This is a genomic window from Bacillus sp. 22190 (genome assembly GCF_052045575.1).
Lineage (GTDB): Bacteria > Bacillota > Bacilli > Bacillales > Bacillaceae > Bacillus > Bacillus altitudinis.
Genome location: NZ_JBQEPF010000001.1, coordinates 402,718 through 418,538 on the forward strand (window position 1 = coordinate 402,718; position 15,821 = coordinate 418,538).

Annotated in this window: 13 protein-coding genes and 1 pseudogene; 12 read left to right on the forward strand and 2 right to left on the reverse strand. The window is 39.7% G+C overall.

Annotated features, from left to right (window positions below):
- Positions 1–85: 85 nt before the first annotated feature.
- From ACTJKA_RS02040 to ACTJKA_RS02095, 12 genes are all read left to right on the forward strand, one after another.
- Positions 86–1,546 carry a tetratricopeptide repeat protein gene (locus ACTJKA_RS02040; RefSeq protein WP_265153791.1) on the forward strand — a complete coding sequence of 487 codons (1,461 nt, stop codon included), beginning with the start codon at positions 86–88 and terminating at the stop codon, positions 1,544–1,546.
- A 364-nt stretch (positions 1,547–1,910) separates the two neighbouring features.
- The gene (locus tag ACTJKA_RS02045) at positions 1,911–3,284 is read left to right on the forward strand and encodes a C40 family peptidase (RefSeq protein ID WP_113746949.1); all 1,374 of its coding nucleotides are present in this window, start codon (positions 1,911–1,913) and stop codon (positions 3,282–3,284) included.
- A 234-nt stretch (positions 3,285–3,518) separates the two neighbouring features.
- A complete protein-coding gene (trxB, locus tag ACTJKA_RS02050) occupies positions 3,519–4,469 on the forward strand; it encodes a thioredoxin-disulfide reductase (RefSeq protein WP_029575420.1) in 951 nt (316 codons plus the stop codon).
- A gap of 357 nt (positions 4,470–4,826) precedes the next feature.
- Complete coding sequence (locus ACTJKA_RS02055; protein ID WP_008348133.1) at positions 4,827–5,291, forward strand: 8-oxo-dGTP diphosphatase; 465 nt, start codon at positions 4,827–4,829, stop codon at positions 5,289–5,291.
- 39 nt (positions 5,292–5,330) lie between these two features.
- A complete protein-coding gene (gene rapZ / locus ACTJKA_RS02060; protein WP_345912327.1) occupies positions 5,331–6,218 on the forward strand; it encodes an RNase adapter RapZ in 888 nt (295 codons plus the stop codon).
- Positions 6,219–7,178 carry a gluconeogenesis factor YvcK family protein gene (locus ACTJKA_RS02065; protein WP_008348128.1) on the forward strand — a complete coding sequence of 320 codons (960 nt, stop codon included), beginning with the start codon at positions 6,219–6,221 and terminating at the stop codon, positions 7,176–7,178.
- Between the two features lie 17 nt (positions 7,179–7,195).
- Positions 7,196–8,146 (forward strand): DNA-binding protein WhiA, encoded by a 951-nt coding sequence (whiA, locus tag ACTJKA_RS02070; protein WP_008348125.1) that lies wholly within the window; start codon positions 7,196–7,198, stop codon positions 8,144–8,146.
- A gap of 26 nt (positions 8,147–8,172) precedes the next feature.
- A complete protein-coding gene (locus tag ACTJKA_RS02075; protein WP_008348124.1) occupies positions 8,173–8,430 on the forward strand; it encodes an HPr family phosphocarrier protein in 258 nt (85 codons plus the stop codon).
- 38 nt (positions 8,431–8,468) lie between these two features.
- Positions 8,469–9,221: an arylamine N-acetyltransferase family protein gene (locus tag ACTJKA_RS02080; RefSeq protein WP_345911135.1), complete on the forward strand. Its 753-nt coding sequence runs from the start codon at positions 8,469–8,471 to the stop codon at positions 9,219–9,221.
- A 248-nt stretch (positions 9,222–9,469) separates the two neighbouring features.
- On the forward strand, positions 9,470–10,342 hold the full coding sequence (locus tag ACTJKA_RS02085) for a MurR/RpiR family transcriptional regulator (protein WP_039963728.1): 873 nt from the start codon (positions 9,470–9,472) through the stop codon (positions 10,340–10,342).
- Between the two features lie 599 nt (positions 10,343–10,941).
- Positions 10,942–12,252 (forward strand): aminotransferase class V-fold PLP-dependent enzyme, encoded by a 1,311-nt coding sequence (locus ACTJKA_RS02090; RefSeq protein WP_234900739.1) that lies wholly within the window; start codon positions 10,942–10,944, stop codon positions 12,250–12,252.
- 13 nt (positions 12,253–12,265) lie between these two features.
- On the forward strand, positions 12,266–13,507 hold the full coding sequence (locus ACTJKA_RS02095; RefSeq protein ID WP_345911134.1) for a dicarboxylate/amino acid:cation symporter: 1,242 nt from the start codon (positions 12,266–12,268) through the stop codon (positions 13,505–13,507).
- 166 nt (positions 13,508–13,673) lie between these two features.
- On the opposite strand, the pseudogene ACTJKA_RS02100 reads toward ACTJKA_RS02095, so the two are convergent.
- Both ACTJKA_RS02100 and ACTJKA_RS02105 read right to left on the reverse strand, forming a co-directional pair.
- Positions 13,674–14,000, reverse strand: a pseudogene (locus tag ACTJKA_RS02100) (ribonuclease); the annotation flags it as partial.
- A gap of 342 nt (positions 14,001–14,342) precedes the next feature.
- Positions 14,343–15,320, reverse strand: a complete 978-nt coding sequence (locus ACTJKA_RS02105) for a 2-hydroxyacid dehydrogenase (RefSeq protein ID WP_345911133.1) — start codon at positions 15,318–15,320, stop codon at positions 14,343–14,345.
- Positions 15,321–15,821 lie beyond the last annotated feature (501 nt).

Below are 15,821 nucleotides of genomic sequence, written 5' to 3' on the forward strand. Positions count from 1 at the left end.
ATCCTTCCTTTCCTTTTGTTCTATGTGACGACTCATGAAGTATGTTATACTACACACGGTACACTGTTCGAAATGGAGGGTATCGGTGAGTAAATACACTTCTCAAAATAATCACACACAAGTCGTCCAGCTATTCCAAGATGGGCATTACTTTTTTCATAAAGGTCTAAAAGCATATAGAGAAAGAAATCTGTCTAGGGCAAGTAAGCTGATACAGCGGGCCATCGTACTTGAGCCTGAAAATGTAGAAATGCTGTCGCAGCTTGCCATTATTTATACTGAAATGGGTCATTACCAACAATCTAATGAACTGCTTGATTTTATCCTTGAACACTTGGATGAGAATATGTCAGAGTGTCACTACTTTAAAGCCAATAATTATGCGAATCTCGGTTTGTTTCAAGAGGCATATAGATGCGCCACTGCTTATGCTGCGCTGGAAGAAGACGGGGAATTTGCAGATGAAAATGACGATCTCCTCGATCTGCTTGATATGAGTGACGATGTTGATGAAGATTTCCCTTATGATCAGGATGATCTGATTGTAAAGCAGGATCAAGCCAACCATTTGCTAGAAAGCGGCAGGCTGGATGAAGCAATCGAGATGCTGGAACAGATGATTGTTGAGTATCCAGAGTTTTGGTCAGCGTATAATAATCTCGCTTTGGCCTATTTTTATTCTGGCCAAATCGATCAGGCAAAAGAAATGTTGAACCGGGTCCTTCATGAAAATCCCGGTAATCTGCATGCCCTTTGTAATCAGCTTGTTTTCTATCATTATGAAAAAGAAGAAGAAAAGGTCAATCTGTTAGCGAAGCAATTAACGCACGTGTATCCAATATTAAGTGAACAGCGTTATAAGCTTGGCGCGACATTTGCCCTTGTTGGAGAATTTGAATGGGCATTTAAATGGCTTTATTCTTTGTATAAAACAGGTTTCCAAGGTGATAGTACGTTTTTATACTGGCTGGCAAGTGCAGCCTATTATACGGGCCACAAAACGCTGGCGCAAACCGTCTGGGATAAGATGGTGGAAGAAGATATTGATGCAGATGAAATCAAGCCGTGGCAAGATAAACCAGAGGAGTCTGAGCCAATGGTTTCAATTGAGGAACGACTCACTGCCTACTATGTCAGCAAACAAAAAGGTGAACGTGACGTCTTGCAATCTGTTCTTGATTCCCGCGCTGCGAAAACGGCCTTTGAACAGCAGTTTATTGAGTTACTTTTATATGAAGATCAAATGGAAGAACGATCGTTTTCAGAAGATGCGGTCTTCGCAAAACAGGCGGCATCTGCTTTGGAAGAAGCGGTGCAGCCTGATAGCCACATGCCATATTTTTGGTTATTCCATATTATTCAGCAAGCACGCGCTTCAGGCGTAGAGAAGAAAAATGCCATTGCATGGGCAGCAGCTTCTTATTATCTATGGATGAATGAACAAGAAGAATCAGCTGTCAGCAAAAAAGAGATCTCAGCTTCTTTTCAGATCAGCGTTCAAACGCTGTCAAAATATGAGAATATTATTTGTGCGTTCATGGTTTGAATAGGTAAATAGATTCAGATAACAGCAGCATGGCCGAAAAGGTCATGCTTTTTTCTTGGATAAAAAGGTGGGATTTGCTAGGATTTGGCGAAGTATGACAATCTCGACATCTATTTGAAACATAAATGTAATAAAAATATTAGCTCATTTTGTCGATGTGTCATGTATAATGAAACTCGTGGATTAAAACAAAGACATATATTTAAATATTTTACTATACATAATGCAATACCTAGTGATAGAAACAATCTGGTCAACATCTGACTGAATCATCAGGAAGAAAGACACAGGAAGCACAGATTGGTCGCAGAGAATTTGCTGCTTTCTCATGTCGCTTGGGAAATTGTCAAAGGAGGAACTATACGTGAAAAAGTTTATTACTTTCGGTTTAGCTTCGGTGATTGGAGCGAGCGGTTTATTTATTCCATTTACTCATGAAGCAAATGCACAGAACTTTGAACAAAAGAAACAAGAACTAGACAGCAAGCAGTCAGAGGTAAACAAGAATCTTCAAAAGAAAAAAGAAGAGCTTTCAAAGCTTGAGGCAAAACAAGAGGCACTTGCGCTAAAGCTAAAAGAAATTGACGAAAAAGCTTTAAAAACAAGTGATCAAATCGAAGAAAAACAAAAAGAAAACGAAAAAACAAAAAAAGAAATCAAGGCACTGAAAAAAGAAATTGCTGATACAGAAAAACGTATCGAAGAAAGAAACGAATTCTTGAAAAAGCGTGTACGTGCGCTTCAAGAAAGCGGTGGTTCTACAAAATACATAGATGTATTACTAGGAGCAAAAAGCTTTAGCGATTTCATCAGCCGTGCAGGTGCTGTATCTACATTAATCAACGCAGACAGCGAAATCATTAAAGAACAAGAAAGAGACAAAGCGGAATTACAAAAGTCTGAAAACGAATTAAACACAAAGCTTGAAGATGTTCAAAAGACGCTTGCAAAGCTTGAAACACTTCAAACAGACTTAAATAAACAGCTTGATGAGAAAGACAAGCTATTCAAGCAAGTGAAAAAGCAAAAAGGAAGTGCCTCTTCTCAAATCAGCGAGTTAAACACTGAGGCAAACAGCATTGCATCTGAAAAAGACGCAACAATCGCTGCTCAAAAACAAGCTGAAAAAGAAGCAAGAGAAGCTGCTCAACAAGCAAAAGAAGAAAAAGCACAAAGACAACAGCAACGTCAAGCTAGTGTTCAAGCAGAAGACAACAGCTCTAATAACGACAGCGGTTCTTCTTCAAATAACAGTGGATCTTCAAATAACAATAACAGCAGTTCACCAAGCAAAAAGCCATCTTCTGGCGGTGGATCACCTGTCAGCAATAACGTAGGCGGAATCGAAGGTGCGATCAGCACAGGTTCTACCATTGTAGGACAATCTCCATATAAATGGGGCGGCGGCAGATCACAAGCCGATATTGACGCACGTCGTTTTGACTGTTCTTCATTCGTTCGCTGGGCATTTGCATCAGCAGGCATCAACCTTGGACCAGTTGGCGGTACAACAACAGATACGCTTGTAGGTAAAGGAAGAGCTGTAAGTGCATCTGACATGAAACGCGGAGACCTTGTGTTCTTTGATACGTATAAAGTAAATGGACACGTTGGTATTTACTTAGGAAACGGTACATTCTTGAACGATAACAGCTCTCGCGGTGTTTCAGTTGACTCTATGAGCAACGTTTACTGGAAAAAAGCATTCAATGGCGTTGTAAGAAGAGTCGTTGAATAAATCATTACTTACTATATAACCGTAAACAGGCTTCCTTAAACAGCAGTTTAAGGAAGCTTTTTCTTTTTTTGAAGATATGAGCAAATGATTCGCTTATTATCCGCAGATTTAATAGGATATGGGTAAGGAATAAAAGCTAAGAGTGGAAATGATGCTCTCTGTCATGAATGGAAGCATCACCCAAGGGCATTCTAATAAGAAATGCTAGCAGCAATTGAAGAGGGAGTGACAGTTGTGTCAGAAGAAAAAATCTACGATACGATCATCATTGGAGCGGGTCCTGCCGGAATGACAGCCGCTGTTTATACATCACGGGGAAATCTTTCAACACTGATGATTGAAAGAGGAATTCCAGGCGGCCAAATGGCGAATACGGAAGATGTCGAGAACTATCCGGGCTTTGAAAGCATCTTAGGGCCGGAACTTTCAAATAAAATGTTTGAGCATGCAAAGAAATTCGGTGCCGAGTATGCGTATGGCGATATTAAAGAAATTGTAGATGGTGAAGAGTACAAAACCGTCAAAGCTGGTTCAAAAGAATACAAAGGACGCTCTGTCATTATTGCGGCAGGTGCTGAATACAAAAAAATCGGTGCACCAGGCGAAAAAGAACTTGGCGGCCGCGGCGTATCATACTGCGCTGTATGTGACGGTGCCTTCTTTAAAAACAAAGAGCTTGTCGTGATTGGCGGAGGAGACTCAGCAGTAGAAGAGGGTGTTTACCTCACTCGCTTTGCGTCTAAAGTCACAATTGTCCATAGACGCGACAAACTTCGTGCCCAAAGCATCTTACAAGCACGTGCATTTGATAATGAAAAAATCGACTTTATGTGGAACAAAACCGTCAAAGAAATCAATGAAGAGAACGGGAAAGTCGGCAGTGTGACATTAATTGATACCGTGACAGGTGAGGAAGAAGACTTCAAAACAGACGGCGTCTTTATCTACATCGGTATGCTGCCGCTGTCTAAACCATTTGAAAATCTAGGGATTACAAATGCAGAGGGCTACATCGAGACAAACGAAAGAATGGAAACAAAAGTTGAAGGAATCTTCGCAGCTGGCGACATTCGTGAAAAAACCCTTCGTCAAATCGTCACAGCAACAGGTGATGGAAGTATTGCAGCACAGAGTGCACAGCATTATGTAGAAGAGCTTGCTGAAAAGCTAAAAGCAATGAAATAAACAGCTGTCGTAAATCCTTAATATTGCGTCACGGGCTTTTAACTGGAATGTAACACGGGTGAAATAATTATCCGTTATGATGAAACTAGTAATTGACCCCCTTTTATAAGGAATACATGTTTGGCACGGATGTGAATCCGTGTCCTTTTTTTTGCTTAAAATCAGAAATTCACGAGATGTTCACAAATGACGCATGGAGAACCGTTACATGTTGTAAAATAAAGAATAGAGAAAGTGCCCGTCGCCATATTCATACGAAAACCTGTCTGTTTTCAGTGAAGAACGGGCATGTTCATTGTGGGAGTCATGATGAACCTGTATAATAAGAAAAAGACATAAAAGAGTAGGTGACAGCTGATGCAACGAGTAACCAATTGTGTGCTGCATCACGAAGATCAAGTTCTCTTGCTGCAAAAGCCAAGACGAGGCTGGTGGGTAGCACCTGGCGGCAAAATGGAGAGCGGAGAATCGGTCAAGGATTCAGTCGTTCGAGAATTTAGAGAAGAAACAGGCATTTATATTTTAAATCCTCAGCTAAAAGGCGTGTTTACCTTTATCATAAAAGAAGGCGATCAAATCGTTCAAGAGTGGATGATGTTCACCTTTATGGCAGATTCCTTTACAGGAAAAAACGTATCAGAGTCGGAGGAAGGCATTTTAAAATGGCATGATGTAAAAGATGTGCCCAGCTTGCCGATGGCTCCAGGAGATTCCCATATTCTTGACTTCATGTTGAAAGGGAAAGGACTTCTCCACGGCACTTTTACGTATACACCAGATTTTGAGCTGATTGCTTATCGATTAGATCCTCAAGGAGACTAATAAATGAACCGTTTTCATAAAGAAGGAGAGGGAGCAGGCATGAATACGCACAAACAAGATGATATTCAGCTTGTGATTATTACAGGGATGTCAGGTGCGGGGAAAACCGTTGCCATCCAAAGCTTTGAAGACTTAGGTTACTTTTGTGTGGATAACTTACCGCCATCACTTTTACCGAAGTTTCTAGAGCTCATGAAGGAATCCAATTCAAAGATGAGCAAGGTGGCCCTTGTGATGGATTTGCGAGGACGTGAATTCTTTGATAGCTTAATTGCTGCCTTAGATGAGATGAGTGATCTTGGTTGGATCACACCAAGAATATTATTCTTAGATGCAAACGATAAGGTACTTGTCTCAAGATACAAAGAAACGAGACGTTCGCATCCTCTTGCGACAACAGGTTTGCCGCTCGAAGGAATCGCGATGGAACGCGATCTGTTAGAAGAGTTAAAAGGCCGATCTCAAATGATTTTTGATACATCGGATTTGAAACCGAAACAGCTTCGAGAAAAGATTGTCACACACTTTGCTACGAATCAGGGGCAAGTGTTTACAGTGAATGTGATGTCATTTGGCTTTAAGTACGGCTTGCCAATTGATGCTGATCTTGTATTTGATGTGAGATTTCTGCCGAATCCTTACTATATTGAGAGCATGCGTCCACAGACTGGAAATGATGAAGAAGTACGCTCCTATGTCATGAAGTGGAGTGAAACGCAAAAGTTCACAGAGAAATTAATCGACCTTCTCAGCTTTATGCTTCCGTCCTATAAACGAGAAGGGAAAAGTCAGCTGGTGATCGCTATTGGCTGTACAGGTGGACAGCACCGATCAGTGACGCTAGCGAACTACTTATCGGAGTATTTTAAAAATGACTACTATACTCATGTCACTCACCGGGACATTGAAAAGAGAAGCAGAAAATAGATGACGACACTTCCAAAGGTGGTCATTCTTGGCGGAGGCACTGGCTTATCTGTTTTGCTCAGAGGGCTAAAAACAAAGCCAGTGGATATTACCGCTATTGTAACGGTTGCTGATGATGGAGGCAGCTCAGGCAGACTGCGACATGATTTGAATATTCCGCCTCCAGGCGATATTCGGAATGTCCTTGCGGCACTTTCTGATGTCGAACCGCTTGTAGAAGATTTATTTCAGCACCGTTTTAATAAAGGGAATGACTTAACAGGCCACTCTCTCGGCAACCTCATTCTTGCGGCTATGACGAATATAACCGGTGATTTTTTTCATGCCGTCACAGAAATGAGCAAGGTCTTAAATGTGAGAGGAAAAGTATTGCCAGCAGCGAATTCAAGTGTTGTTCTTCATGCGGAATTAGAAAATGGGCAAGTGGTAACAGGAGAATCCAAGATTCCGACCTACGGCGAAAGAATTAAACGAGTCTTTCTTACACCCGATACGATTGAGCCGCTCCCAGAATCGATTCAAGTCATTCGTGAAGCCGACTTGATCGTCCTTGGACCTGGCAGCTTGTATACAAGTATCTTGCCAAACTTGCTTGTACCGCATATTGGCGAAGAAGTGATTCGTTCTAAGGCGAAAAAAGTCTATATTTGCAATGTCATGACACAGCCGGGGGAAACGCTTTCCTACAGTGCAGCTGATCATGTGCAGGCACTAAACGATCATATGGACCGACCATTTATCGATACGATATTTGTGAACAATAAAGAAATTCCAGAAGAAATCAAAGCAAAATATGCAGAAGAACAAGCGCAGCCTGTACAATTCGACACAGATGTACTCAAAGCCATGGGACTAGAAGTCATCCCTGGGGAAATCATTACATATGACCAGCATGTGATTCGTCATGATACGCTGAAAGTAGCTGCGCTGCTTGTCGATTTGCTGCATCAGAAAAAATAGGAATGGGGGTGGCAAGGATGTCATTTGCATCCGAAACAAAAAAAGAGCTGACTAATCTGGAAGTGAAGGACTGCTGCACAAAAGCAGAGCTTTCTGCCCTCATCCGTATGAACGGTTCATTATCTTTTTCTAATCGAAAATTGATTTTAGATATACAGACAGAGAACGCAGCCATTGCAAGACGTATTTATACCCTTTTGAAAAAGAAATACGATGTGACTGTCGAGCTGCTCGTTCGTAAAAAAATGAGATTAAAAAAGAATAATGTGTATATTGTCAGACTGGTAGAACGAGCGAAAACCATTTTAGAGGACCTAAAGATATTAGGTGAACAATTTGTATTTGAACGCAACATTTCAGAAGAACTTGTGAAGAAAAGATGCTGCAAGCGTTCCTATATGAGAGGTGCTTTTTTAGCAGGAGGTTCTGTGAATAACCCAGAAACCTCTTCGTATCACCTTGAGATTTTTTCACTATACAAAGAACATAATGATGCCCTTTGTGAGCTCATGAATCAATTCCATCTTAACAGTAAAACACTTGAACGAAAAAAAGGCTTTATCACATACATGAAGGAAGCTGAGAAAATTACGGAATTCTTAAGTGTTGTGGGTGCTCATAACTCATTGCTTCGTTTTGAAGACGTGCGCATCGTCCGAGATATGAGGAATTCTGTGAACCGGCTCGTCAATTGTGAAACAGCAAACTTGAATAAAACGATCGGTGCCTCACTGCGCCAGGTTGAAAATATTCAATTCATTGATGAAAAGATTGGACTAGACGCTCTACCAGATAAGCTGCGTGAAATTGCGCAACTGCGTATTGACTACCAAGAAGTCACACTAAAGGAACTTGGCGAAATGGTGGAAAGCGGCAAGATCAGCAAATCAGGCATTAATCACCGTTTAAGAAAGCTAGATCAAATTGCAGAACAATTAAGAAACGGACAAGCTGTTACACTCAAATAGGGAAATAAAAAAGGGAGGCAGATCATATGGTGGAAAAAACGGTCACAATTCAGCTGAAAACGGGTTTGCAGGCACGTCCGGCTGCTTTGTTCGTTCAAGAAGCCAATCGTTTTGGTGCTGATATTTTTCTAGAGAAAGATGGGAAAAAGGTCAATGCGAAGAGTATTATGGGACTGATGAGCCTTGCGATCAGCTCTGGGGTCACCGTCAAACTAATAGCTGATGGAGCAGATGAACAAGAAGCCATCGATGCGTTAACGGATTTTATCAATCAAGAAAACTGAGTCTCTTCAAGGGCTCAGTTTTTTTAGGAGGGAAAGTTGTGATTCAATCAGCCTTTTTACAGAAAATTGGATACGAAGCCGCGTCCATTACCTTTGATCAATTGCCTGATTTACTAAGGAAGATGGCTTATACCTTTCCTTTTGAAAATAGATCTGTGGTGGGTAAACACGCCTATGCTTTGGATCCAGAAGGTTTGAAGCATCATCTTCTGGAAGGCAGCAGAGGTGGTCTTTGCTATGACCTCAATCCGCTCTTATATTATGTCTTAAAAGAGGCAGGTCTCGCTGTACAGCTCGTTCAAGGGACCGTATATAACAAAGAAGCGGAGAAGTGGGCACTTGATGGGACGCATGTAGCCATCGTCCTTCAACATCATCATGAGCGCTACCTCATTGATGCAGGATTTGGTGTGAATTTACCCCTTCAGCCCGTCCCTTTTACAGGTGAATGGGTGGAAGCACCGTCCCTTCGTTTTCGCGTGAACGCAGAGGAAACAGAAAAAGGAACCCATCTACTCCAATTGGATAGGGGAGCAGGTGCTGAAACAGGTTATGCTTTCACATTAAAAGAAGTCGGTGAAGATACACTTGTGCAATTGCGGCATGAGATTTATGAAAATGAAGCCTCTCCTTTTAACAAAAGGCTGCTTGCATCCAAACTGACACCAACAGGTCGTGTGATCGTGACAGAGGATCATGTCACGATACATGAACAGGAAGAAGTATCGAAAAACTTGCTTCCTCAACCTTTTGAAGTATATGTACAAACACATCTTGCACCTAAATCATAGAGACAGTTTGCTTGAATGGTTGTCTTTGCGGATAGACAAACTCTTGTACCTACTGTCGCGCTTACGAATGTTAAATGTGCACCCCGGCTTGCCTAGCTGAATCGCTCATCCCCCTTTAGGCGTATGACTCACCGCTCATAATTGCTGTCAAAAAAGCCGGGGTTAGTATCGTACTTTATCAAGTGCTTTTCATCATTCTATTCCCCTAATATAATGAATCAATATAAGTGAACATGGAGGGATGCCAAATGGATGTATCGCAAAAATCGTTGAAAACAATGATAAGCAACACGAAACTAACAAAAAAGGAAGAAGAAATAGCGGAATACATTTTAAATAATGTAAGAGAAGCATGTCTTGTTACTTCAATAGAACTAGCTCATAGATTAAAAGTGAGTAATGCTACAGTTGTTCGATTCCCGAAAAAGTTAGGCTTTTCTGGATATAGTGACTTTCAAAAATATCTTAGAGAACAGTACTATGACAAAAGCTTAGCCATTTCTGATGATGTGACCATTCCCTCTGAAAGATTAAAATTAAGTTATGATAAAGTGATACAGTCAGATTTACTGAATGACAATTTAAAAATTCTTGAAAAAAATATATATTCTATTTCAGAGAAAAATTCATCTGAAGAGTTTAACAAGGCAATCAATTATATCATTGACGCTAGAAGAGTTTATATTTTAGGTAGTAGAGCTAGAACTGGGTTAACCGAAATAATGGGAGTTTTCCTAAATCAGATCATTGATCATGTAGTGATTAATAGTCAACAATCGTTTACTCCGTTTGATTCCTTAGCTTCATGTAGTCAGGATGATTGTGTCCTTATTTTTTCATTCCCAAGATACTCTGAAGTAGACTTTGCAGCAGCCAAAATGGCAAAAGAAATCAATGCGAAAGTTGTCATCATTACTGATAAAGCCACAGCACCTATAGCACATTTTGCTGATGTCCTACTTTTAGTTTCAGTGGATAGTAATGCATTCTTCAATTCTTACACACCTGTATTATTTTTAGCTGAGTTAATATGTACACATGTCAGTCGAGCGACAGTCGCTCATAGTGAGGAAAAATTAGAAAGAATTAATAAACATATTAGCCAGTTTGGTATGTATTAATAAAAAGTATAGTTGATATAAATATGATCTGACCTTTGCAGGTATATTTGAATTCTTTAAGGGAGGTCAAGCTTGTATGACTACAATCATGTATGACTCCAATAAAGTAAATTGGCACAGAACTTCACTTAAGTTGAAGAAAAAACGACCCACCAGTTTTTCTAATTGGTGGGTTATTGTTTGTTTACTTTACATGATCAATGGAGAAATTCTGAGAAACTGTGCATGTGTTGAGAAGATAAAAATGGAACAAGACTAGGAAATGATAAACTTATATTTTTTGAAAATTTCAAAAAAATATTGTTATTAACAAAATGGTTATGATAAAATCAAAATGAAATAAATTCTTCATATTTTTTTAAAAAAGAATAAATGAAAACGCTTGCTTGTGTGACTGGTTCTTCATGCTGATTTCTATAAAGTGTATTAATTCAAGTGATTTGGAAGAAATATTTAGTGTGAAAAAAAACCGGCATGTTTTTTAACAAGATAACTGACAGAAAAAGAAGCTTATATCATCATAATTATGAAGAAAATTATTCATTCATATTATTTTGAAGAATTTCAAAAAACATTTTATGTGTTGTAAAGGAGGAAGTATGTTGAATGATTATAAAGTAGGGAAATTAATGGATCAGCAGCTATTAAAGGAATTACGTGAAAAATTTTCGTTTCTATCCTTTGACCCAGACTATGGGGAAAGACTTTTTTTTGATAATTCAGGAGGCTCTTTAAGGTTAAAGGAAGCCATCAAGGTGAAAGAAAAGATTGATTTGTTACCGGATTGTCCAGAAAGGTACCATCAAAGAGCAACAGATCTGAATGATATGATGGACAAATGTAAGAATGATGTATTGAGTGTCATGTTCGGAGCGGAGTCTGGTTCTTTAATAACAGATTTAACAGCATCTCAAGCCATGTTTAAAATGGTCTCAACTATTATTGAAAATGTTGAGGGAACGAATGCCGTCACGACTAATATTGAACATCCTTCTGCGTATGACTCATTAGAATTTTACTGTCAAAAGAACAATAAAGAATTTAGAGTTGCTCAAGCAAATGTGAATACAGGCTTTGTTGATCCCGAAGCGATCGCTGATAAAATTGACGAGAATACGATTTTGTTAAGCGTCATTGCTTCCAGTAATATTTCGGGAAATATCATGGATCTTGAAGGAATGATAAAAGCTGCTAGAAAGAAAAAACCAGATTTATATATTATTGTTGATGCAGTCCAGCATATGCCGCATGGGACTCTTCATGTAGAAAAGCTTGGTATAGATGGAGCAAACTTTGCACCATATAAATTTATGGCGTCAAGAGGTATTGGATTCGCCTATGTTTCAGACAGATTATCGAAACTTCCACATCAAAAATTAATAGCAAAGGATGATCGTGAATGGGAACTTGGTTCACCAACACCTTCGCTATTTGCATCTATGTCAGCTGTTATCGACTATGTATGCTGGCTGGGTTCGTACGACAGTATTGGAGAAATGTCTAGAAGAGAGAAGTATCTAAAGGGTATGAAAAAAATAGTTCTTCACGAAAGAGCACTCCTCCATAGACTTCTTGAAGGCAGTGATAAGATCGAGGGATTGAGATACATGGAGAACGTAAAAGTTTTTGCGGATGACCCTGATTTAACGAAAAGAGATCTTATCGTTGCAATGGGAATTCAGGGGATAGATGATGAACAACTGAGAAAGGATTATCAAGATCGAGGCATTACCGTTTATGAACGAGTGAATACTAGTGTCTACTCAAAACGTATACTCGAAGCCATTGGATTAACTGGTGCGATAAGGGTTTCGCCGTTCCATTGTCATACAGAAGAGGACATCGATCAATTTTTATGTGTAACAAAAGAGTTATCTGAAACGAAGAGAATGAGCAAACTCATCAACTAGGGGGGAACTACTAATGAAGAAATTAGGTCTCGGTACAAAAGTATTTATTGGGTTTGTCATCGGTATATTGCTAGGTTTAATCTTTAAAGAAAAAATATTAATCATTAAACCTATTGGGGATATATTCTTAACACTCATTAAAATGATCGTGGTTCCGCTCATTTTTTTCTCCATCACTTCTGGAATCTTTAGTATTGGTGATGTTCAAAAATTAAAGAAAATCGGAACAAAGACGTTGATTTATTATATTGGAACGACTTTAATAGCAGGTGGAATCGGTCTTTTGGTTGCGCATATATTTAAACCGGGGAATGGAATCGATATTGATAGTATCAAGACATCGTCTGAATATAAAGCTGCCAATATTCCTACTTTTGGAGAGACGATATTAGGTCTATTTCCATCAAATCCTGTTCAGGCTCTAGCAGAAGGAAATCTCATGCAAATTATCATCTTTTCTATTTTCTTGGGGATATCCATCGTTTTAGTAGGAAATAAATCAGTCACCTTTAGACATTTTTTTGAAGAAGGTACACAGGTAATGTATAAAATGACAGGAATCATCATGGCATTTTCACCTATAGGTGTGGCTGCTTTAATGGCTTGTACGATTGGGGAATACGGTTTGAAAATATTTGGGCCTTTGGGCAAATTTATTTTAGTTGATTATATAGGTTTGATTTCTGTCATCATTTTGATGTACTTGTTTATGTTAAAATTCATAGCGAAAATTCCTTTATCCAAATTCTTTAAGTCAATCGGTAAAATTTGGGTAGTGACTGCGAGTACGACAAGCAGTTCTGGAACTTTACCTGTTACTATTTCTGTGACGAAAGAAGATTTTAAGGTGAAAGAGGAATTAGCACAATTTACCCTTCCTATTGGAGCAACGATGAACATGAATGGTGCCGTTGTGTATTACTCTGCTGCCATCATATTTGTATCGCAAATATATGGGATTGACATGCCAATTAGCCAGCAATTACTAGTCATATTAATGACAACTTTAATATCAGTTGGATCGCCCGGCATTCCTGGAGGTGGTATCGTTATGACCATTATGCTGTTAACTACATTAGGGCTCCCTATGGAGATAGTTGGAATGATTGCTGGGATCTATAGAATCATCGATATGGGACACACCTCACTTAACGTGACAGGTGACGTAGTCAGTACACTGTGTATTGCGCGTAGTGAAAATATGATTGAAGATGAACAACTAAATGTGAATAAAATAAACGATATAAAATATTAAAAGAGTGGATGTAAAGATATAATTAACTTAATATTCTGTCTGTTTTGAATAACATGATTGCCTAGTGATAAATCTCATGTAGCAATATCAATTGACACAACGTTTGCAGCTCGCAAGCAAACATTATAAAAAAGACAGCTCATCAAAGGGCTGTCTTTTTCATTGATTAACGAATCCGCGTAAATGTCGCATAGTGATCGGTTGTTTTATAAATGAGCCAGTCACTAGAGTATACTAGGCGGTCAGCATTACGGAAACCGGAGACGTAGTTGATGTCGGCTTCACGCCATGTACGACCACTAGCTGATGGAAGGCGTCCCTCCCGATTAGAGAATACGTCTCCACCGATGCTTTTGCCCGGCGCGACTTCAGCTAAATTTCCTTTTGATGCAACCCATCCGAGGGCGCTCGCTTGTGATTTGGTGATGTAATTATCAGGTAGTCGTTTATAACGGATTAAGTAATCTGCTACACCATCAAAGGTATTAATGACGGCAAGGGTACGAAGGTCTGGTGCAAGCTGTACGGAAGCAGTTTCATTTGTGGCTGTTGGTGTAAGTGGTGTTTCTGCATGGGCTTGCTGCGGGATAAATCCAGAAAACAGAATGGCAGCAATCAGAGCGAACAGAGTAAAAATCGAACTTATTTTTTTCATCTTGATCCTCCTCAAAAGGAAATGGGATGCCGTCCTCTTGATGCTTGTCTACCTCATATTATAGCACCGGCATATGAAGAGAATGTAAAGAATCAGGAGATTGGTGAAAATGAGGCTTTTTGACCTACTGTCTCTAGATGACGTATACAAAAAGACGCAGTTCCCTGCGCCTTTTTTCAATTAAGATGAGGCAAGCTCCTTCACAATATCAACAGGGGCTTTGCCGTCAATTCCATGAAGCACATTATGAATAGCTCGTTTCAGCATAAGGTCTCTTGTCGTTTCAGTAGCGGAACCGATATGCGGGGCAAGTGTGACATTGTCCATCTCTTTGAAAGGATGATCTTCCTGAAGCGGTTCTTGCTCGTACACATCCAGACCAGCTCCTTTGATCCACCCTTCCTGCAGTGCTTGAATGAGGCTTTTCTCATCGACGGTTTTTCCGCGGGAGATGTTCACGAATAAAGCTGTCGGCTTCATTAATTTCAATTCCCGCTTTCCTATCATATGGTACGTCTCATCAGTCAGCGGTGTGATTAACACAATGATATCAGCTTGCTTCAGCAAGTCATCCAGTGCACAATATACAGCGCCGTAGGCCGATTCGGCTTTCTCGTTCCGGCTCCGGTTGTGATAGAGGACGTTCATGTCAAAACCATGAGCGGCTCGTTTGGCTACTTGCTCACCGATTCGTCCCATCCCAATGATCCCAAGCGTTTGATGATGGACGTCAATGCCGAATATATCTTCCTCTTGAACAAATTTTGTCCATTTTCCCTTACGGATAAAACGATCAAGCTCGGCAATTCTCCTTGCAGAAGAGAGAATGAGCGAAAAGGCAAGATCAGCAACGGTATGATCGAGTGTATAAGGCGTGTGCGTACCAATCACGCCTCTTTGTCTCATGGCTTCTAGATCAAAATTGTCATAGCCGACTGAATTATTGCTCACCACCTTGAGTTGGGGTGCATGATCTAATAAATCTTGATCAATTTTCGTACCAGATGTTAAAAGGCCATCAGCATTCTGCAGCTTCTCAAATAACACATCTCTTGGAATCGGGTCCTTTGACTGCCATACCTCGTATGTACAATGTTCCTTTAGCATGTCTTCAAAAGAGGCAGGTAAGGGTTTGGCGACAAAAATATGTGGTTTCATCATCAGCTCGCTCCTTTCACATGGTCACCTTTCTCTTTTTATTATAAAGCAACCATTTTGGCAGTACACGTTTGAATATGAGCTGCTCAATATTTAATATACTGAAATAACGGAAAAGAAGAGATTTTTATAGTGAAAGAGTAAATGACATGGCCATCTGATGTCTTTTTATGATGTAGAAAAACGAGTGATTAGTAGATGAGTCATAGAAAAATGCTAGATGTTTCGAGAGATAATCTGACAAACTGGAAAATAGATCGAGACTTTTTGATAGAAAATTTATTATATTTGCAGTGTATTAAACGGGACGGTCATTTTCTACTAAACCTTTTCATCGTCTTTTGGTGAAATGTGAGCCATCGTTTATAAGCAAAAGCCGCATATCCCCTGTGCTGAAGCGGAACAAAGAGCAAAATAGAGAAAATGCTTACATATTCTCTCATCGTTTTCTCATTTTTTTCTTTTTTTTCTATCATTTTTCTTCTCTATGCTTGAGAACAC

What these genes read in the sequence shown, in the direction of transcription:
- ACTJKA_RS02055 (WP_008348133.1), top strand. Translation starts at nt 4,827, where the DNA reads ATGCAACGAGTAACCAATTGTGTGCTGCATCACGAAGATCAAGTTCTC.
- rapZ (WP_345912327.1), top strand. Translation starts at nt 5,331, where the DNA reads ATGAATACGCACAAACAAGATGATATTCAGCTTGTGATTATTACAGGG.
- ACTJKA_RS02065 (WP_008348128.1), top strand. Translation starts at nt 6,219, where the DNA reads ATGACGACACTTCCAAAGGTGGTCATTCTTGGCGGAGGCACTGGCTTA.
- whiA (WP_008348125.1), top strand. Translation starts at nt 7,196, where the DNA reads ATGTCATTTGCATCCGAAACAAAAAAAGAGCTGACTAATCTGGAAGTG.
- ACTJKA_RS02075 (WP_008348124.1), top strand. Translation starts at nt 8,173, where the DNA reads ATGGTGGAAAAAACGGTCACAATTCAGCTGAAAACGGGTTTGCAGGCA.
- ACTJKA_RS02085 (WP_039963728.1), top strand. Translation starts at nt 9,470, where the DNA reads ATGGATGTATCGCAAAAATCGTTGAAAACAATGATAAGCAACACGAAA.
- ACTJKA_RS02090 (WP_234900739.1), top strand. Translation starts at nt 10,942, where the DNA reads ATGTTGAATGATTATAAAGTAGGGAAATTAATGGATCAGCAGCTATTA.
- ACTJKA_RS02095 (WP_345911134.1), top strand. Translation starts at nt 12,266, where the DNA reads ATGAAGAAATTAGGTCTCGGTACAAAAGTATTTATTGGGTTTGTCATC.
- ACTJKA_RS02105 (WP_345911133.1), bottom strand. Translation starts at nt 15,320, where the DNA reads ATGAAACCACATATTTTTGTCGCCAAACCCTTACCTGCCTCTTTTGAA.